General features: G+C 55.3%; 15 protein-coding genes. 8 read left to right on the forward strand and 7 right to left on the reverse strand.

The window, feature by feature from the left end:
- Window positions 1-22: 22 nt before the first annotated feature.
- The gene (locus tag ACOTZF_RS13375) at window positions 23-1,555 is read right to left on the reverse strand and encodes a SpoVR family protein (RefSeq protein ID WP_013096153.1); all 1,533 of its coding nucleotides are present in this window, start codon (window positions 1,553-1,555) and stop codon (window positions 23-25) included.
- Window positions 1,556-1,875: 320 nt separating this feature from the next.
- Between ACOTZF_RS13375 and ACOTZF_RS13380 the strand changes: the two genes are divergently transcribed.
- Window positions 1,876-3,174, forward strand: coding sequence for a D-amino acid dehydrogenase (locus ACOTZF_RS13380; protein WP_014832348.1), 1,299 nt, complete (start codon window positions 1,876-1,878; stop codon window positions 3,172-3,174).
- 9 nt (window positions 3,175-3,183) lie between these two features.
- The gene (gene dadX, locus ACOTZF_RS13385; RefSeq protein WP_013096156.1) at window positions 3,184-4,254 is read left to right on the forward strand and encodes a catabolic alanine racemase DadX; all 1,071 of its coding nucleotides are present in this window, start codon (window positions 3,184-3,186) and stop codon (window positions 4,252-4,254) included.
- Between the two features lie 47 nt (window positions 4,255-4,301).
- Here the strand turns inward: dadX and ACOTZF_RS13390 are convergent, their stop codons facing one another.
- The gene (locus ACOTZF_RS13390) at window positions 4,302-6,035 is read right to left on the reverse strand and encodes a potassium/proton antiporter (RefSeq protein ID WP_013096157.1); all 1,734 of its coding nucleotides are present in this window, start codon (window positions 6,033-6,035) and stop codon (window positions 4,302-4,304) included.
- Between the two features lie 97 nt (window positions 6,036-6,132).
- The gene (ldcA, locus tag ACOTZF_RS13395; protein ID WP_020690850.1) at window positions 6,133-7,047 is read right to left on the reverse strand and encodes a muramoyltetrapeptide carboxypeptidase; all 915 of its coding nucleotides are present in this window, start codon (window positions 7,045-7,047) and stop codon (window positions 6,133-6,135) included.
- A gap of 96 nt (window positions 7,048-7,143) precedes the next feature.
- On the opposite strand from ldcA, the gene emtA reads away from it, so the two are divergent.
- Window positions 7,144-7,755: a membrane-bound lytic murein transglycosylase EmtA gene (emtA, locus tag ACOTZF_RS13400; RefSeq protein WP_023621731.1), complete on the forward strand. Its 612-nt coding sequence runs from the start codon at window positions 7,144-7,146 to the stop codon at window positions 7,753-7,755.
- A gap of 38 nt (window positions 7,756-7,793) precedes the next feature.
- Here the strand turns inward: emtA and ycgR are convergent, their stop codons facing one another.
- Window positions 7,794-8,525, reverse strand: a complete 732-nt coding sequence (ycgR, locus tag ACOTZF_RS13405; RefSeq protein ID WP_129318054.1) for a flagellar brake protein YcgR — start codon at window positions 8,523-8,525, stop codon at window positions 7,794-7,796.
- A 206-nt stretch (window positions 8,526-8,731) separates the two neighbouring features.
- Between ycgR and ACOTZF_RS13410 the strand changes: the two genes are divergently transcribed.
- Both ACOTZF_RS13410 and ACOTZF_RS13415 read left to right on the forward strand, forming a co-directional pair.
- Window positions 8,732-8,986 (forward strand): GlsB/YeaQ/YmgE family stress response membrane protein, encoded by a 255-nt coding sequence (locus ACOTZF_RS13410; RefSeq protein WP_020690853.1) that lies wholly within the window; start codon window positions 8,732-8,734, stop codon window positions 8,984-8,986.
- Window positions 8,987-9,099: 113 nt separating this feature from the next.
- Entirely contained in the window at window positions 9,100-11,202 is a 2,103-nt protein-coding gene (locus ACOTZF_RS13415; RefSeq protein ID WP_129252464.1) for a TonB-dependent siderophore receptor, read from the forward strand.
- Between the two features lie 67 nt (window positions 11,203-11,269).
- On the opposite strand, the gene ACOTZF_RS13420 is transcribed toward ACOTZF_RS13415, so the two are convergent.
- Window positions 11,270-12,955, reverse strand: coding sequence for an alpha,alpha-trehalase (locus ACOTZF_RS13420; protein WP_129318053.1), 1,686 nt, complete (start codon window positions 12,953-12,955; stop codon window positions 11,270-11,272).
- A gap of 365 nt (window positions 12,956-13,320) precedes the next feature.
- Here ACOTZF_RS13420 and ACOTZF_RS13425 point away from each other — a divergent pair, with 365 nt between their 5' ends.
- Both ACOTZF_RS13425 and ACOTZF_RS13430 read left to right on the forward strand, forming a co-directional pair.
- A complete protein-coding gene (locus ACOTZF_RS13425) occupies window positions 13,321-14,679 on the forward strand; it encodes a glycoside-pentoside-hexuronide (GPH):cation symporter (RefSeq protein ID WP_038984676.1) in 1,359 nt (452 codons plus the stop codon).
- Window positions 14,680-14,773: 94 nt separating this feature from the next.
- A complete protein-coding gene (locus ACOTZF_RS13430) occupies window positions 14,774-16,153 on the forward strand; it encodes a carbohydrate porin (protein WP_129252468.1) in 1,380 nt (459 codons plus the stop codon).
- Between the two features lie 13 nt (window positions 16,154-16,166).
- Here ACOTZF_RS13430 and ACOTZF_RS13435 read toward each other — a convergent pair whose 3' ends face one another.
- Window positions 16,167-17,123 carry an AraC family transcriptional regulator gene (locus ACOTZF_RS13435; RefSeq protein ID WP_013096166.1) on the reverse strand — a complete coding sequence of 319 codons (957 nt, stop codon included), beginning with the start codon at window positions 17,121-17,123 and terminating at the stop codon, window positions 16,167-16,169.
- A gap of 115 nt (window positions 17,124-17,238) precedes the next feature.
- On the opposite strand from ACOTZF_RS13435, the gene ACOTZF_RS13440 reads away from it, so the two are divergent.
- A complete protein-coding gene (locus ACOTZF_RS13440; protein WP_013096167.1) occupies window positions 17,239-18,426 on the forward strand; it encodes an MFS transporter in 1,188 nt (395 codons plus the stop codon).
- A 137-nt stretch (window positions 18,427-18,563) separates the two neighbouring features.
- Here ACOTZF_RS13440 and ACOTZF_RS13445 read toward each other — a convergent pair.
- Window positions 18,564-18,643, reverse strand: an 80-nt coding sequence (locus ACOTZF_RS13445; RefSeq protein ID WP_001401901.1) for an IS1 family transposase, incomplete at its 5' end; no start/stop codon positions are given.

The raw sequence follows: 18,643 nt of genomic DNA on the forward strand, positions 1-18,643 counted from the left end.
CTACAAAACCCGGCAAAAACCATTACAACGTATTCAACCGCGCCGGGCAACGTTCCAGCAGCTCCACGCTGCCATCTTCATTCTGCTGCTCCAGCAGCACATCAAAGCCCCACAGGCGATGCACATGCTTCAGCACCTCTTTGCGTCCTTTATCCAGCGGGGCCCGGTTGTGCGGAATATAGCGCAGCGTCAGGGAGCGATCGCCGCGTAAATCCACGTTCCATACCTGAATGTTGGGTTCAAGGTTGCTCAGGTTGTACTGGGAGGAGAGGCGAGAGCGGATCTCACGGTAGCCTTCCTCGTTATGGATCGCCGAAATCTCCAGGTAGTTATTGCGGTCGTCATCCAGCACGGTGAAGAAGCGGAAATCACGCATGATCTTCGGCGACATAAACTGGCTGATGAAGCTCTCATCCTTAAAGTCACGCATCGCGAAATGCAGCGTTTCCAGCCAGTCAGAGCCGGCGATATCCGGGAACCAGTATTTATCTTCTTCCGTTGGCGACTGGCAGATGCGTTTAATGTCCTGGAACATCGCAAAGCCGAGCGCGTACGGGTTAATGCCGCTATACCACGGGCTGTTGTAAGGCGGCTGGAACACCACGTTTGTATGGCTGTGCAGGAACTCCATCATGAACCGCTCGGTGACTTTCCCTTCATCGTACAGATGGTTAAGGATGGTGTAATGCCAGAAGGTGGCCCAGCCTTCGTTCATCACCTGGGTCTGTTTCTGCGGATAGAAATACTGGCTGACCTTACGCACGATGCGCAGGATCTCACGCTGCCACGGCTCCAGCAGCGGCGCGTTTTTCTCCATAAAATAGAGCAGGTTTTCCTGCGGCTCAGACGGGTAGCGACGCGCTTCGGCAACCGCTTTCTCTTCTTCACGTTTCGGCAGGGTGCGCCACAGCATATTCACCTGGCTTTGCAGATACTCTTCGCGGCTTTTCTGCCGCGCTTTCTCCTCCTGAAGGGAGATTTTCTGTGGACGTTTGTAACGATCAACGCCGTAGTTCATCAGCGCGTGACAGGAGTCGAGCAGTTTCTCCACTTCGTCCACGCCGTAGCGCTCTTCGCAGTCGGTAATGTACTTACGCGCGAAGATCAGGTAATCGACAATCGAGCTGGCATCCGTCCAGCTGCGGAACAGGTAGTTATTCTTGAAGAACGAGTTATGCCCGTAGCAGGCATGCGCCATCACCAGCGCCTGCATGGTAATGGTGTTCTCTTCCATCAGGTAGGCGATACACGGATTGGAGTTGATCACGATCTCATACGCCAGCCCCTGCTGGCCGTGCTTATATAAGCGCTCCGTTTCAATGAATTTTTTACCAAACGACCAGTGCGGATAATTGATCGGCATCCCGACGCTGGAGTAGGCGTCCATCATCTGCTCGGACGTAATGACTTCAATCTGATGGGGATAAGTATCCAGACGATACAGTTTTGCCACCCGGTCGATTTCGGCGAGATAGACATCCAGCAACTCGAAGGTCCAGTCGGGTCCATCGCTCAGACGTGTGCTGTCCTTATTCAGGGAATCAATAGTAGCCATTAGCGCGCCCTCGTTGTGGGAGCTCTCTCTGTCTGGAGAGCCTCCTGATAAGCATAGATCACCGTGTTAAAAAGCGTGCTGGAGCAGAAATTTTTTCTTTGCGATTTCCCGTTTTTGATGCGGCAAAAAAAGCGGTCTTCACAGAATTTTATACTGGTTAAAAATAACGCGCAGCAGGAGATTCCAAATTCGCCTCATCCCCTGATGCTGGGGGATGTGTGAGGTAAGTCACCATAAAAAAGTCGTATGTTGAATAATATTTTCAACTGGGTTATCAATCTGTAATTAGAAGATTGTTCTTTTGCACATATGGAGTGGCTATGCGTGTTGTCATACTGGGAAGTGGTGTCGTTGGCGTAACCAGCGCCTGGTATTTAAGTCAGGCGGGACATGACGTGACCGTTATCGATCGTGAGTCAGGGCCTGCGCTGGAAACCAGTGCGGCGAACGCCGGACAGATCTCTCCGGGCTATGCCGCGCCGTGGGCGGCACCCGGCGTTCCGCTGAAGGCAATTAAGTGGATGTTCCAGCGCCATGCGCCCCTGGCCATCAGCCTCGACGGCACACAGTTCCAGCTGAAGTGGATGTGGCAGATGCTGCGCAACTGCGACACCCGGCACTACATGGAAAACAAAGGTCGGATGGTGCGTCTGGCGGAATACAGCCGTGACTGCCTGAAAGCACTGCGCGCCTCCACCGGTATTGAGTACGAAGGTCGCCAGGGCGGCACGCTGCAACTGTTCCGCACCGCGCAACAGTATGAAAACGCCACCCGTGATATTGCCGTGCTGGAAGATGCGGGCGTACCGTATCAACTGCTCGAAGCCAGCCAGCTTGGGCAGGTTGAACCGGCGCTGGCAGAAGTGTCGCACAAGCTGACGGGCGGCCTGCGTTTGCCGAATGATGAAACCGGCGACTGCCAGCTGTTTACGCAGCGTCTCGCGCAGATGTGCGAGCAGGCGGGAGTAAAATTCCGCTTTAATACCGCGGTCGACAAACTGCTGTCTGAAGGCGGCAGTATCTACGGCGTGAAGTGTGGCGATGAAGTCATTAAAGCGGATGCCTACGTCATGGCGTTTGGCTCCTATTCCACCGCGATGCTGAAGGGCATTCTCGACATTCCGGTTTACCCGCTGAAGGGCTACTCCCTGACCATTCCGGTAAAAGAGGACAGCGGTGCGCCAGTTTCCACCATTCTGGATGAAACCTACAAAATCGCCATTACCCGCTTTGATAACCGCATCCGCGTTGGCGGGATGGCGGAGATTGTCGGCTTTAACACCGAGCTGCTGAAGCCGCGCCGTGAAACGCTGGAGATGGTGGTGGGCGACCTGTTCCCGCGCGGCGGTTTTGTCGAGCAGGCAACCTTCTGGACCGGGCTGCGTCCAATGACGCCAGACGGCACGCCAATTGTTGGCCGTACGCCGTTCAAAAACCTGTGGACCAATACCGGCCACGGTACGCTTGGCTGGACAATGGCCTGCGGCTCAGGCCAGCTGCTTAGCGATTTGATATCCGGGCGCACGCCGGCAATTCCGTTTGACGATTTAAGTGCCGCACGCTATCAATCGGGGTTTACCCCTTCGCGTCCACAGCACCTGCACGGCGCGCATAACTAAGGAGTTGTCATGTCCCGTCCTGTTCTGGCTCAGCTCGATTTGCAGGCCCTGAAGGATAACCTGCAAATTGTTCGCCGGGCGGCGCCAGGTTCACGCGTCTGGTCGGTGGTGAAAGCCAATGCCTACGGCCACGGTATCGATCGTATCTGGAGTGCGCTCAGCGCCACCGACGGTTTTGCGTTACTGAATCTGGAAGAGGCCATTCTGCTGCGCGAGCGCGGCTGGAAAGGGCCCATTCTGTTGCTTGAGGGGTTCTTCCACGCCGACGATCTGCCGCTGCTGGATAAGTACCGGCTGACCACCAGCGTTCACAGCAACTGGCAAATTAAAGCGATTCAGGATGCAAAACTGCATGCGCCGCTGGATATTTATCTCAAGGTGAACAGCGGTATGAACCGCCTGGGCTTCCAGCCTGAGCGGGTCCATACGGTATGGCAACAGTTGCGCGCCCTGAAGAACGTGGGCGAAATGACGCTGATGGCGCATTTTGCCGATGCGGAAAAACCGGACGGCATTGCCGATGCGATGGTGCGCATTGAGCAGGCGGCAGAAGGACTGGATTGCCCACGTTCGCTCTCCAACTCAGCGGCCACGCTGTGGCATCCTGAGGCGCATTATAACTGGGTGCGTCCGGGCATTGTCCTTTATGGCGCCTCTCCCTCAGGCCAGTGGCAGGATATCGCTAACAGTGGCCTTAAGCCGGTGATGACCCTGCGCAGCGAAATCATCGGAGTGCAGACGCTGAAGGCCGGCGACACGGTGGGCTACGGCAGCCGTTACCGGGCGACGGGCGAGCAACGGATTGGTATTGTGGCGGGCGGTTATGCTGACGGCTACCCGCGTATCGCGCCGAGCGGCACGCCAGTCTGGGTAGACGGGGTGCGTACGGGAACGGTGGGCACCGTCTCCATGGATATGCTGGCCGTTGATCTCACGCCATGTCCGCAGGCGGGCATTGGTTCCCCGGTCGAGCTGTGGGGTAACGAAGTCAAAATTGATGACGTGGCTGCCGCGGCGGGGACGGTAGGGTATGAACTGATGTGCGCGCTGGCACCGAGAGTGCCGGTTGTGACGGTGTAACGTGTCTGTGTGCCGGGTAAGCGTTAGCGCCACCCGGCAAAAAACCACTACTCCACGTCCTCTTCCATCGGCCGCAAACCGACTTTCCGCACTGCGTTATCTTCTTTCTCTGCTACGGTCCAGATCATCCCGGCAAACTCCACCTGGTCACCCACAACCGGGGCCGCACCAAGGCGCTGCTGGATGATTTCGCCCAGCGTTTGCTGGTTATCGTCGCCTTCAGCACCTTCATCCAGCCCATAAATCAGGGCCACATCCGCAAACCTGGCGCTGGCTTCCAGAATAAAATCGCCGAAGAAACGCTGATCCAGCGCCACCGGAGGCGACTGGCTGAACAGTTTACCCAGGGCGGGCAGGTCCCGCTCGCGGCCAATCACACACAGAATATCGCCTTCGCGTAGCCGGGTGCTGCCGGTTGGGTGCAGCAGGACATTATCGCGGAACAGGGCGGCAATTCGCGTTTCCGCAGGCATGTGCAAATCGCGCAGCGATGCCCCCACGCACCATTTATCAGCGCTGAGCTGGTAAACAAACTGTTCCCACGGGTTTTCCGGGTGAATATCCAGCCCCACGCGGGAAACCGGCCAGCCCACAGGAGGAACCACCACTTTGGCTTTTTTCGCTGCCCACCCGAGCGAGGTTCCCTGGAACAGCAGCGAGATCAGCACCACGAAGAAGGCGACGTTAAAGAACAGCCGCGCGTTATCCAGTCCGGCCATCATCGGGAAGACAGCCAGGATAATGGGTACCGCGCCGCGCAGCCCCACCCAGCTGATAAAGACCCGTTCGCGCAGGTTGAAGCCGCGAAACGGCAGCAGACCGGCAAACACCGACAGGGGGCGTGCGAAGAAGATCATCCACGCCGATAAAATCAGCGCCGGAACGGCAATCGGCAGCAGGTCTGACGGCGTCACCAGCAGGCCCAGCACGAGGAACATCCCGATTTGCGCCAGCCAGGCCAGCCCGTCGAAGTTCTGCAAAATGGCGTGACGGTTGCGAATAGGGCGATTGCCCAGCAGGAAACCGCAGAGATAAACCGCGAGGATCCCGCTGCCGTTCAGCGCAGTGGTGACGGCAAAAATCAAAATGCCGCCGCTCAGGGCAAGCAGCGGGTAGAGCCCCGAAGGCAGCGATATCCGGTTGATCGTCTGCTGAAGCAGGTAACCCCCGGCCAGGCCGAGCGCAATCCCCAGGCCGAACTGCTGCAGGATATGCAGGACAAACATCCAGCTTAATCCTGTTTCATGCTGCTGGATCATCTCTATCAGCGTGATGGTGAGAAATACCGCCATCGGATCGTTACTGCCGGATTCAATCTCAAGCGTGGACCCGACGCGTTCGTTCAACCCTTTGCCCCCCAGCAGGGAAAACACCGCCGCCGCGTCGGTTGAGCCGACAATCGCGCCAATCAGTAAACCTTCCATCAGATCGAGATGGAACAGCCACGCCGCCATCATGCCGGTCAGACCGGAGGTAATTAACACCCCGACCGTCGCCAGCGACAGGGCGGGCCCCAGCGCCACGCGAAATGAGCTCGCCTGGGTGCGCATCCCGCCGTCGAGCAGGATCACCGCCAGCGCAAGGTTACTGATCATGTAAGCGAAAGGGTAGTTATCGAAAGGAATACCGCCGATACCATCGACACCCGCCAGCATGCCGATGGCAAGGAAAATAACAAGAATAGGTATGCCGAGACGCGATGAAAATGAACTTAATAAAATACTACAGGTTACGAGCACAGAACCCAGAATGAAAAGACTGATTATCGCTGTGGCATCCAATGTTGTCTTACTCCCACCTCAATGTTAATGCTGTTACTAAAACCCTAACATATTAACGACGGAAACAGCGGTTTATTGAGGGGGATTAACGGCTTTTTTATGCCTTTAAGACCGGATGACCCCCAATCGTTAACCGACTGCCCGTTTCATCATGCTTCAGGGTGGCCTGCGCGCCTAACGCCAGGGTGACGGTTTGCTGCTCGTGGCCGAAGTCCAGCCCGGTAATAACAGGAATATCAAGGCGTGAGCGGATGAAATCGACCATCGTTTCCAGCGAGTATCCTGCGTCATAGTCATTCGGCGCGGCACCGGTAAAACTGCCAAGAATAACCGCGGATTGACGTTCCAGAATACCGGCGTAATACAGCTGCAATAACATGCGCTCGACGCGGAACGGATGTTCATTGATATCTTCCAGTACCAGAATGCCGCCGTCAATTTGCGGCAGCCATGGCGTCCCGATGAGCGACACCAGCATTGCCAGATTTCCGCCCCAGAGTTGTCCTTCACACGACCAGTGCGGCCCGTTGCCCTGCCATTCAACGCTGTAGGTCGGGTTTTTCAGGGCGCGCCAGAAGTGTTCCACCGTAAATGGGTCAAGCTCGGGTGCCCCGAAATTACCGGCCAGCATCGGGCCGCTGAAGGTCACCACGTTATGCAGCGCGAGCAGCCCGAGCTGGATTACGGTAAAGTCGCTGTGGCCGCAGATAAGCAGCGGATCCTGCTGCTGACGCTTTGCCAGCCCTTGCCAGTCAATACTCTCCAGCAACCGGCTCGCACCATAGCCGCCGCGCACCGCCAGCACGATATTGTTCTCACCCTGCAGGTTCACCAGGCTGTTGATATCATTCAGCCTTTGCGCTTCCGTACCGGCAAAACGCTGCTGGCGGCGGGGGATAATTGTCTGATTTTCTACCGGGTAACCGAGTTCCAGTAAGCGCTCAACGCCCCGCTGTGCCGCCTCCTGGTTGATGCAGTACCCGGACGGCGCGATAAGATGAAACTGAGACATGGCAATTCCTTGCTGAATGAGAATCTAATTGTCTATATCATGCCGCTTATACGTTGCCTGCTTCAAGGGCGATGACCGGCTATAAGGATAGATGACGTGAAATTGAGATGGTTTGCTTTTTTGATTGTGTTGCTGGCTGGCTGTAGTTCAAAACATGACTATCAAAACCCGGCATGGAACCCGGAAGTGCCTGTAAAACGGGCCATGCAGTGGATGCCGATCAGTGAACAGGCAGGCAAGGCCTGGGGCGTCAGCCCGCGACTGATCACGGCGATCATTGCCGTGGAATCCGGCGGTAACCCAACGCTTGTCAGCAAATCTAACGCCGTGGGGCTGATGCAGCTTAAGGCCTCAACCGCAGGGAGAGAGGTCTACCGCTATATGGGCTGGCGTGGTCAGCCGTCAACCAGCGAGCTGAAAAACCCGGAACGCAACATCTCCATGGGCACGGCCTATTTGAGCATTCTGGAACACGGCGTGCTGAAGGGAATCGAGGATCCTGAAGTGATGCAGTATGCGCTGGTGGTCTCTTACGTGAACGGCGCGGGTGCGCTGCTCAGGACGTTCTCATCGGACCGTAAAGAGGCGATAGAAGAGATCAACGACATGGACAAAGACGAGTTCTTTGAACACGTGGTGAAAAATCATCCGGCACCACAGGCTCCGCGTTATATCTGGAAAGTTCAGAAAGCGATGGATGCCATGTAATGCCGTTGTCGGGCGGCCTGTGTGCTGCCCGGCTCCTGTCACAACACTTTATTCGCCCGCTCCCGCGCCTCTCGCTCCAGAGAATAGATAATCCGCTGCAGTTCACGCTCTGCGCCCGGCCCGACGTTCAGGAAGCGGAAGCTCAGACGCGGCGTGACGATCGTTTCATTTTTGCTGTCGACCACCTTACGCTCGCTGATGGCAATCAGCTGCGCATCAAAGTAAAAACGCCCCCAGTCTCCCATATCCAGTTCGATTTGGGTAAATCGCATGCCTTCTACCAGTCCGTCAGGCTTTGGCGTATCCATCAGCGCACCCATGCCGCCCAGGGAGAGGTCAAAAAGGCGAAAGCGGATCTCTTTTTTGTCCGGCATTTTGGCCTTACCAAAATAGGCAGGGTGAAGCGGGGCACTGATACGAAAATATTCACGGCGCTGAACAAACCAGAGGTTGGCCGGCAGCGGGGTGACAAACGCCGGAAGACCACCGTATTCGCTCAACTCCAGGCGCGGCAGGACAAATTCCACTTTTGCGCCGTGCGTTTCTGCCATCACCGAGATCTTCTCCGCCCGCAGCGCGGCGCGGTTTTCATGCTCCTGGCTGCCCAGGTCAATGACCAGCCTCTCTGCAGAAGCATCCAGGATCTTGCTGATGAACTGATTGTTTGACCAGCTGATGCGCAGCGGCACCTCGCCTTTTTGCAGGTCGCGCAATACCCCTAATACAGCCAGCGGATTTTGCTTCAGGAACTGCTCACTGTAATTACTCACGCCGGATGGCTCCTTGATAAATGACAGACTGTCTCTGCGTTATCGGCAGCGTGAAACGAAACTTAATACAAACCGGTGAGTTTTTTTCGCAGCACAGAGAAGTTAAGTCGGTGAGATGAAATCGGTTTTACCGTGATGACCTATACTTACGTTACCTGCGCGGAGGGTTTTCTGCGCATGCGTTAAACCTGCAAGAGGGCATCGCTATGGGTATTATCGCGTGGATCATCTTTGGTCTTATTGCCGGGGCTATCGCTAAACTCATCATGCCGGGAAATGATGGCGGCGGCTTTATATTGACCTGTGTTCTTGGGGTTATTGGTGCGGTTGTCGGCGGCTGGCTGGCGACCATGTTTGGCTTTGGGGGCGACATTAGTGGATTCGACCTGCACAGTTTCCTTGTGGCTGTGGTGGGCGCCATTGTTGTCCTGGGCATATTCAGGTTGCTCCGACGGGCATAGATGACACAAAACGGCTCTCGCGACAGGGCCGTTTTTTTTGCCGCGATATTGATTTGCTAATCGAAATGATAATAATTGTCGTTCCTAGTTGCATATAAACACAAGACGACATTATGAACACCTCACGTTTTGCAGTATGCGCGTTGGCAGGAGCCGTGACGCTGGCATTACAGGCACAGGCATTTGCTGAAGAATCCACCATTCTTGTCACCGGCTCTGAGCAGGGCAGCGTTCTCCCCGCATGGACAAACAGCGCAACCAAATCGGCCGTTGCCGAAAGTAAAACGCCGCAGGTGATCGATACCGTCTCTGCGCAGCAGATCGCGCAACGTCATGCCAACTCCGTGAACGAAATCCTGCGCTATGTTCCGGGCGTTTCGACAGAGCTGCGTGGCAATACCACCTACATGAGCGAATATAAAATCCGTGGTTTTTCCGTTGACCATGAGTTCTACAACGGACTGCAACTGCCGTATAACGTCACCGGAAATACCAAAGCGCGCATCGATCCACTGCTGATTGAGAGCGTTGATATCCTCAAAGGGCCATCTTCTGTGCTCTACGGCGGTGGCTCCCCGGGGGGGCTGGTGAATATTCAGGGTAAAAAACCACAAAAAACCGCCCATACCGAGTTGGGTTTCAACACCGGCAATCGCAATCTGAAGGAGGGTTATCTCGACTCGACCGGACAAATTGCCGACAGCGACTGGAACTACCGCCTGCTGGGCAAAGCCACGGAAAATGATGATCAGCCCCATACCACGCGCTATGAAAATTATCTGGTTGCCCCGTCCGTGACCTGGGAGCCGGACAGCAAAACGCGTCTTACGGTTGATGCACTGGCGCAAAACTCCCCGAGCCTGTCTCCATCCAACCCGTTGCCGCTTGCTTATCTGCGCTCGAAATATGCCGACCGCCGGGATTATGCCGGGGATGAGTGGAGCGGTTTCAAACAGCGTCAGTGGATGCTGGGCTACAGCTTTGAACATGAGTTTGACAGTGGCTGGGGCTTTAACCAGAAGGCACGGTACTTTGATGTCGACACCCACCAGCGCAGCGTTTATGCCACGGGGACGGGGAGCGCGGTCTACCAGCTTAACCGGTTTGCTTACACCACGGATGAAGATCTGAAGAGCTTCAACATCGATAACCAGGTAACCAAAACCGTGGCGCTGGGAGAGTGGAAACACCACCTGTTGGCCGGGTTTGACTATCAAAAGATGGACTCTCACTTCTACTACCGTTATGCCTCAACAACACCTGGCATCGATATGCGAAATCCTGACTATTCGCAGATCAATGAACGCGATCTCGGGTTGTATACGGGGCAAAAAAATCGCCTGAGCTATCAGCAAAACGGCTATTACCTGCAGGATCAGGTGGAGTTTGGCGGTTTAAATCTGCTGGCCAGCCTGCGTTATGACGATTACCGCTCGGTAACCACCAATTATATGCAGAATGGCGACAAGGCGTGGGTCTCGCAGGACCGCGTGACCAAACGCCTGGGCGCGCTTTACGCGTTTGAGAATGGGCTTTCACCGTTCATCAGTTACTCCGAAGGGTTTGCCCCGGTGTCGCCGCAGGGGACGCTTACGGCTAAAGAGGTGAAGCCAACCACCAGCAAGCAGGTGGAAGGCGGGGTGAAATACCTGCTGGCGGATTACGCCACAACCTTTACCGCCTCGGTATTTAATATCCGTCAGAAAAATGTCGTCACCTCCGATCCGGGCTTCCTGAATTACAGCCAGACCGGAGAAGTGGAATCTAAAGGGGCTGAGCTCTCAATCGTCAGCCGCCCAGCGGATAACGTGACCCTGATTGCCAACTATGCCTACACCCATCTGATCAATACCGAAGATGACAAATACCAGGGCAAACGGCCAACGCAGGTACCGGAGAACGCGTTCAACCTGTGGGGGGATTACACCTTTGACAACACGCCGCTGAGAGGGCTGATGCTGGGGGCAGGGGCGCGCTACACCGGTCCAATGGAAATTTCACCGAACAACGATGCGGGCAAACTGGGCGGCACCATGCAGTACGATCTGGCGGCCTCCTATCGTATGGGGGAAATCCTGCCGTCGCTGGAGGGATTAACGCTGAAAGCCAGCGCGCAAAACATCACCAACAAAGAGACGCTGACCTGCTACGACGCGACAAACTGCTGGATTGGGCGTGACCGGACGTATCAGTTGGGGGCGAGCTACAGCTTCTGATTATCGTTTCCCTCTCCCGCAGGGAATGCAGGCCGGGTAGGCGTTAGCGCCACCCGGCATTGTTCACTTACTGCGCCGTACTTTTCACCGGCGCAGCCTCATCATTCGCCGCAGGCTGATTCTGCGGCACGCTGTCACACGGTTTCTCTTTCGGACAGACCAGATCCAGCATCTTCAGCGTCACGCCGTTGCTCCAGCCGAATCCATCCTGTAGCGGATACTCACCGCCGCCACCGCCCGTACCGGTGGAGGAGACATCATATTTCTCCACCAGTTTCTGCTCGCGATCGTAGGTATGCTGAACATTTTTCAGGAAGCGCCAGGTGACATCCATCGCGACCTTGTCCTGTCCATAATTCTGCAACCCTTCCGTGGCTACCCACTGCAGTGGCGCCCAGCCATTGGGGGCATCCCACTGCTGGCCGCTGTTCACGGTGGTGGTGGTGATGCCGCCCGGTTTCAGCAGACGTGAGGACGTCGCTGCAGCCACTTTATCTGCGCGATCCTGTGCCGCGGCCTTCACATACAGCGGGAATAGGGCTGCAGCCGTGAGCTGATTACGCACCTTCTTACTCTTCAGGTCGTAATCCGCATACCATCCCTCTTTATCGTTCCACAGATACTTCTCCATCGCCTTCTGGCGCGCCGTGGCCAGGGCTTCATATTTGCTCGCGCTGGCGGCATCGCCACTCTCCTGGCTTGCCCGGGCGAGCAGTTTTTCCATCTTGAACATCAGGGCGTTCAGATCCACCGGCACAATACTGGTGGTGCGGATGGTGCCCAGCTTTTGCGGATCGTCCATCCAGCGGGAGCTGAAGTCCCAGCCTGAGGCCGCCGCAGAGCGCAAATCGCGGTAGATTTCGGTTGCCGGGCGGTTAGGGTTGCTTTTGGCGGTGGTGATATCGTCAAGCCACGACTCCGGACGCGGCGTGTCGCGGTCATCCCAGTAGCGGTTAAGCAGTGAGCCATCCTCCAGCTTCACCACGCGTTTGTTGGCCTCTCCGGCCTGCAGCGCATCTGTGCCCTCCATCCAGTAGGCGTATTCCTTTTCCATCTGCGGACGGTATTTCTTCAGCGCCTCGCTGTCGTGCGTGGCCAGCAGTTCCACCATCAGCGAGAAAAATGGCGGCTGGGAGCGGCTCAGATAGTAACTGCGGTTGCCGTTCGGAATGTGCCCCCATGTATCCAGCTCGTAGGCAAAGTTGTCCACCATATCGCTGATTTTGTCCCAGTGGCCGCTTTCCGCCAGCCCTAACATGGTGAAATAGCTGTCCCAGTAGTAGACCTCGCGGAAACGCCCGCCCGGCACAACGTAGGATTTTGGTAAGGGCAGGAGTGAATCCCATTTGTTACTGGCTTTATCGGTGGTACGCGTCAGCACAGGCCACAGCCCGTCAATATGCTCACGCAGGCTCTGCCCCGCAGGAGGAACATATTTTTCCCCTTCCGCGGGAAGCGTGAAGTTCATATCAACAAAATGGCGTAAATCGAACCCGGACTGACGACGCTGCATGCGGTAGTCGGCCAGGATCGTCAGGGGATCGCTTTTCGGTACGGCATCGGCAAAGGTTTTTTGATCGGGGAGGAGTTTGGCGCTCTGGACATCGTTGAAAAGAGGGCCGAGCAAGATATCCGGTGAATTTGTCTGGCCAGAGTTCATCTCTTCCGCGTTGCCTGTCGCGGCAACCGCGAGCAGCGAACTGCCCAGAACCAGAGGTAAGAGGCGAGGGCGCAGCTTTTGAGGTGTTATCATCGGTGCTTCTCCTTATTTCGCTGAGCAGCGGTCACGCTGTAATCATTCACCAGAAAACCTTAGTCGAATATTCCGCGCTTCGCGTGTCGAACATCGCACTTTGCACAAATCCAGACAATTTACCGTTGCGTTTAATGCCCCGGTGGCGCGGCTGAAATATTGATATTGTGAATGGCTGTAGGCGAGAAAATAAATTGCGATCCGTTACGCATAATTTTCCGGATAAAGGCTTTCTTTTAATTATCCCGATCACATAAAGCAAAAAACATAACTTCATGGTGAAAAAACATAATGGATCGCCTCGTTGCGCTCAGGCGAAATTATTGCCAAAGCAGAAACCGGTTTCATCAATAAGGAGTAACGTGATGTCAGTGAGTGAAAAAATTCCGGTCCGGGAAAAAATAGGCTACAGCCTTGGAGATGCCGCGAGTCATATTGTTTTTGACTCCTCGGTCGCCATTCTGGCGTATTACTACACGGATATTTATGGCTTACCCCCGGCCGTAATGGGAACCATGTTTCTTTTGGTCCGCTTATTAGATGCCATTACCGACCCCGTTATGGGAGCGATTGCCGATGCAACATCCACTCGCTGGGGACGTTTTCGTCCCTGGCTGCTGGCGATATGCGTTCCTTTTGCGGTGAGCTGCGTGCTGGTATATTCCATACCTGATTTTACTGAAACCGGAAAAATTTATTATGCCGTTGGCGCGTATATATTTATGACCCTGATGTATACCGCCATAAATATCCCGTATTGTTCTCTGGGGGCGGCGCTGACGTCCGATCCGCGTGAAAACCTCTCGTTGCAGTCCTGGCGCTTTGCCATTACGCCAATTGGCGGGGCGCTCGGCACCGCGTTGATTCTGCCCCTGGCGGACTATCTCTACCCCGGCGACAGGGCGACCGGCATTCAGGTGGCGATGGCGCTTTTTGGCGCAATCGGCTGCGTGATGTTTATCATTTGTTTTGTCACCACCAAAGAGCGTGTCCAGCCGATCAAAGAGGAGAATCTGAACATCGCCCGGGACGTTAAAATTCTCTTTCGTAACGATCAGTGGCGCATTCTCTCGATCTACAACTTTATGATGCTGGTGGCGGTGGTGATCCGCGGTGGCGCAGTGGTCTATTACGTGAACACTGTTCTCAACAAGGGGGCTGACGTCATCTCGTTCTTTATGCTGGGTGGGATGCTGGCCTCGATGTTTGGTTCGGTTCTGGCGCAGCCGTTCGGTACCCGTTTTTGCAAGGTTAAACTCTCCTTCTGGATCAATATTCTCAACGCTGCGTTAGGCGTGGCCTGCTTCTGGCTGCCGCTGGAGTTCTGGGTCATACCACTGATTGCCCATGTGCTCATTCAGATTGTCCAGGGCGGTAACGGCGCGTTGCAGTGGTCAATGATCACTGATGCAAATAATTACGGTGAATGGAAAACCCAACGTCGTATTACAGGTATGAATGTTGCGGCCAATATTTTCGTGATTAAGTTAGGTGTCGCCGTCGGTGGTGCTATTCTGGGTTGGGTGCTGGCCTGGTTTAATTACCAGTCGAACAGTACCGTACAGTCAGAATCCGCCATTCAGGGTGTTATTTTATTGTTCACGTTAATTCCTTCACTCTTTTATTTACTCACCGCATTCTCGATCAAATTTTATAAATTAACTGAAAACGTCATGAATGGCGTGGTGAGTGATTTAAACAAAGGCGAATTCGCTAACTCTTAATAGTTGCAGCAGTAAGCCGATAATTCATTTGAATTATCGGTGAGGTTCTCTGTGTCCGTCAGGAAATAATGATTAACTCACGAGGATGGAGTCGATGAAAGTGAAATACCTTGCACTGCTCGTCAGTGCGTTTTGTTCTACCGCAGCAATGGCAGCAAATGATACCCAACGTCTGGAAGATAAGCTGGCGCAACTGGAGGCGCGCCTCGAAAAGGCCGAAACAAGGGCAGCAAAGGCAGAAGCACAAATTCAGGTTCTTGAGCAACAGCAGCATCCCGTGGTAGCTGCAAATCCTGTGGTGGTTGAATCCACAGAGCCTGCGACAGCGCAAACGGCACCTAAGCTTACGTTATCCGGCTACGGTGATATTAAATTTTATGGTGACGTTGAATTTAATATGGATGCGGCCAGCAAGACCGGCAGTTTAACGTCCATGAAAACGACAGCCAATAAAGACTGGGCACCCGGTAACAATGAACGCTGGGATATTAACGGGCGTTTGCTGCTGGGGTTTGACGGCTATAAGCGAATGGAAAACGGCAATTTTGCCGGTTTCTCCGTACAGCCGCTGGCGGACTTAACGGGCAAAATGAACCTGGATGACGCGGTCTTCTTCTTTGGCACGGAAAACGACTGGAAGGTAAAAGTTGGCCGCTTTGAAGCCTATGACATGTTCCCGCTAAACCAGGATACCTTCGTTGAATATTCCGGCAACACCGCTAACGATCTCTACGGCGATGGCTATGGCTATATCTATATGATGAAAGAGGGGCGGGGGCGTAGCGACAGCGGCGGTAACTTCCTGCTGAGTAAAACCCTGGGCAACTGGTATCTCGAGGTTAACACGCTGCTGGAAGACGGCAGCTCGCTGTTTGTTGACCAGCAGTATCATGGCATGGACCTGGATAACGATAAAAACGTCGCCTACGTCCGTCCGGTGATTGCCTGGCAGGAAGGAAACTTCTCGACCGCCATCGCGATGGAGAGCAACCTCGTCAACAATGCCTACGGCTACCACGATGCGTCCGGAAGATGGGTCGACCAGTCTGACCGCACCGGCTATGGCTTTACCATGACCTGGAACGGGCAAAAAACCGATCCGGATGACGGTATCGTGGCGAACCTGAATACCGCCTACATGGATGCTACCGACGAGACGGATTTCACCGCGGGCGTGAATGCCTTATGGCGCAATGTTGAGCTGGGCTATATCTACGCGCATAACCAGATCGATAATTTCAACACCGCCAACTTTAATGCGGATTGTGATGGCGACTGCTGGGTGACCGATCCCGGTGATTATGATATTCACACCATTCATGCGTCGTACCTGATCCCGAACGTCATGAAGATGAAGAATTTCAATATCTATCTTGGCGCGTATGCCTCCTGGGTTGAAGCACATCCGAATGACGGCGATGACCGTAACGACGATCGCTATGGCGGGCGCGTGCGCTTCAAATACTACTTCTGATGTCCTGCGCCAGTCAGGCCTCTTCCGGGGTCTGGCTGGTCTCCCGCAGCGTGCCCGGCGCATGGCCGATTATTCGCTTGAACGCCCGGCTAAACGCCGCAAGGGATCCGTACCCCAGGCGCAGCGCGACCGTTTCAATAGGCTGATTTTCATGGCGAATGTACTGAATGGCCAGGCGCATCCTCAATTCGCTGAGGTATTTCGCCGGGGTGGTGCCCGTCGCGGCGAGAAAACGTTCCGCAAACACCGAGCGGGAGGTGCCAGCCTCTTTTGCCAGATCCGCCACGCTCCAGTTCAGACCTGGCTGCTGGTGCATGGCGTAAATGGCCCGGCTCAGACGCGGGTCACGCAGTACCTGCACCCAGCCGGTGGCTTTTCCGCAGCCTCCTTCAACCCAGCCCCGCACGATTAGCGCCGCCACCACGTCCGCCAGCCGCGCGAGGATCCCGGCGAATCCGGCCTGACGCGTCATGGATTCGCGTTCCATCGCCGCCAGCAGCGGGTGGATCTCTGGCCAGGTGGACATCAACCGGCTCACCATCATCACCTCCGGCATCGCTTTAATTAGCGGCTGCATTCCGCCCAGTTCAAAGTCCATGCATCCGCTGAAAATCACGGTGTTCTCGCTGTCCGGGCAGGGTTCGCAGGTGATGGCGCAGACCGAGCCGCAGATAGGCTCGCTGGGAAACGCGCTAACCGGCGTGATGGTTGCTTTCTCGTCAGACAGCAGGGCGTGCGCATTACCGTTCGGAATAAAAAGGGCATCGCCGCCGCTTAAGGTGAACGTTGCGCCACTCTCCATACGCAGCAGGGCGCTGCCGCGGCTGACAAAATGAAACTGTGCTTTGCCCGGCGCCTGGTGGAACGCCACGCCGAAAGGCGCGCTGGCTTCAATGCGGCGGTATTTCACGCCCGACAGGCGCATTCCGCGCAACAGCTCGCTAATCAGATCGGGGGACTGAGCGGTCATGGCAAAACTCCGGACGAATAATCAATAAGTGGAGATTATATGTCATAGATCGTCCAGGGTGAACACTCTATCCTTTTGCGACAGTTGTCACATTTTCATAACGGGAGATCAACAGATGAGTTCATGTGTCGCGGCGAGAGAGGCTGTTGTGCCTGCAAAACCCGCCTGGCGGGCCGTCTATTCACTGGGGCTGGGGGTGTTTGGTTTGATCACGGCGGAGTTCCTGCCCGCCAGTTTGTTAACGCCCATGGCCGCAAGCCTGGGCGTAACGGAGGGGATGGCTGGGCAGGCGGTGACCGCCACCGCGCTGGTCGCGCTGGTCACCGGATTGCTGATCACCCCGGCGACCAAAAGTATCGACCGTCGCTGGGTACTGATGTTTTTCTCGGTGCTGCAAATCGTCTCCAGCCTGCTGGTGGCTTTTGCACCCACGCTGCACGTACTGCTGATGGGACGCCTGCTGTTAGGGATTGCCATCGGGGGATTCTGGGCGATGTCGACCGCCACGGCGATGCGTCTGGTGCCTGCCGATAAAGTGCCGAAAGCGCTGGCGGTGATCTTCTCCAGCGTGTCGATCGCCACGGTGGTCGCGGCCCCGCTGGGCAGCTATCTTGGCAGCCTGATTGGCTGGCGTAACGTCTTTATCCTCTGCATTCTGCCGAGCATGCTGGCGTTGCTGTGGCAGCTTTGGGTACTACCGTCAATGAAGCCGGAGAGCAGCGGCAGCCTGGGCACACTGTTCCGCGTGCTGCGTCGTCCGGGAATGATCGGTGGAATGCTGGCGACCATTCTGATCTTCAGCGGTCATTTTGCCTTCTTTACCTATCTGCGTCCGTTCCTTGAAACGGTGGGGCAGGCAAGCGTGGAGAGCATCTCGCTGATCCTGCTGGGCTTTGGGATTGCCAACTTTATCGGTACCTCCGTAGCCGGACATCTGCTTGCGCGTAATCTGCGCCTGACGCTGGCGCTGGTACCGTTCGCCATGGGCGTGCTGGCACTCACCATGGTGGCGTTTGGTCATCTGGCGATACTGGATGGATTGCTGGTGGCGATGTGGGGCTTTGCGTTTGGTCTGGTTCCGGTGGGCTGGTCAACCTGGCTTGCCACGACGGTGCCAGATGAAGCCGAAAGCGCAGGTGGTTTGCTGGTGGCCTCTATCCAGCTGGCAATCAGCGCCGGTGCGGCCGTGGGAGGGGCGGTATTTGACCTCAACGGCGCCAGCGGCGTCTTTGCCGGAAGCGGTTTCCTGCTGGTAACGGCGATGGTGATTGTGTTGATGGGCGTGAAGGTTAAGGCGGAGTGATTGTTTTCCCTCTCCTGTGGGAGAGGGAATTTATAGATGTCCATTATTCTACGCAGTCGCTCTCTCATTCCAGGTGTCTTTGAACATGATGTTCCCGTCACAATATTTCCATTCAATTGATTGGTAATGACTCCAACTTATTGATAGTGTTTTATGTTCAGATAATGCCCGATGACTTTGTCATGCAGCTCCACCGATTTTGAGAACGACAGCGACT

Source organism: Enterobacter cloacae complex sp. SHL021 (assembly GCF_049237765.1).
In the GTDB taxonomy this organism is placed as follows: domain Bacteria; phylum Pseudomonadota; class Gammaproteobacteria; order Enterobacterales; family Enterobacteriaceae; genus Enterobacter; species Enterobacter cloacae.

Excerpts from the sequence above, each read along its gene's own strand:
- ACOTZF_RS13375 (WP_013096153.1), bottom strand. The coding sequence starts at position 1,555 with ATGGCTACTATTGATTCCCTGAATAAGGACAGCACACGTCTGAGCGAT.
- ACOTZF_RS13380 (WP_014832348.1), top strand. The coding sequence starts at position 1,876 with ATGCGTGTTGTCATACTGGGAAGTGGTGTCGTTGGCGTAACCAGCGCC.
- dadX (WP_013096156.1), top strand. The coding sequence starts at position 3,184 with ATGTCCCGTCCTGTTCTGGCTCAGCTCGATTTGCAGGCCCTGAAGGAT.
- ldcA (WP_020690850.1), bottom strand. The coding sequence starts at position 7,047 with ATGTCTCAGTTTCATCTTATCGCGCCGTCCGGGTACTGCATCAACCAG.
- ACOTZF_RS13410 (WP_020690853.1), top strand. The coding sequence starts at position 8,732 with ATGGGTATTATCGCGTGGATCATCTTTGGTCTTATTGCCGGGGCTATC.
- ACOTZF_RS13415 (WP_129252464.1), top strand. The coding sequence starts at position 9,100 with ATGAACACCTCACGTTTTGCAGTATGCGCGTTGGCAGGAGCCGTGACG.
- ACOTZF_RS13420 (WP_129318053.1), bottom strand. The coding sequence starts at position 12,955 with ATGATAACACCTCAAAAGCTGCGCCCTCGCCTCTTACCTCTGGTTCTG.
- ACOTZF_RS13425 (WP_038984676.1), top strand. The coding sequence starts at position 13,321 with ATGTCAGTGAGTGAAAAAATTCCGGTCCGGGAAAAAATAGGCTACAGC.
- ACOTZF_RS13430 (WP_129252468.1), top strand. The coding sequence starts at position 14,774 with ATGAAAGTGAAATACCTTGCACTGCTCGTCAGTGCGTTTTGTTCTACC.
- ACOTZF_RS13435 (WP_013096166.1), bottom strand. The coding sequence starts at position 17,123 with ATGACCGCTCAGTCCCCCGATCTGATTAGCGAGCTGTTGCGCGGAATG.
- ACOTZF_RS13440 (WP_013096167.1), top strand. The coding sequence starts at position 17,239 with ATGAGTTCATGTGTCGCGGCGAGAGAGGCTGTTGTGCCTGCAAAACCC.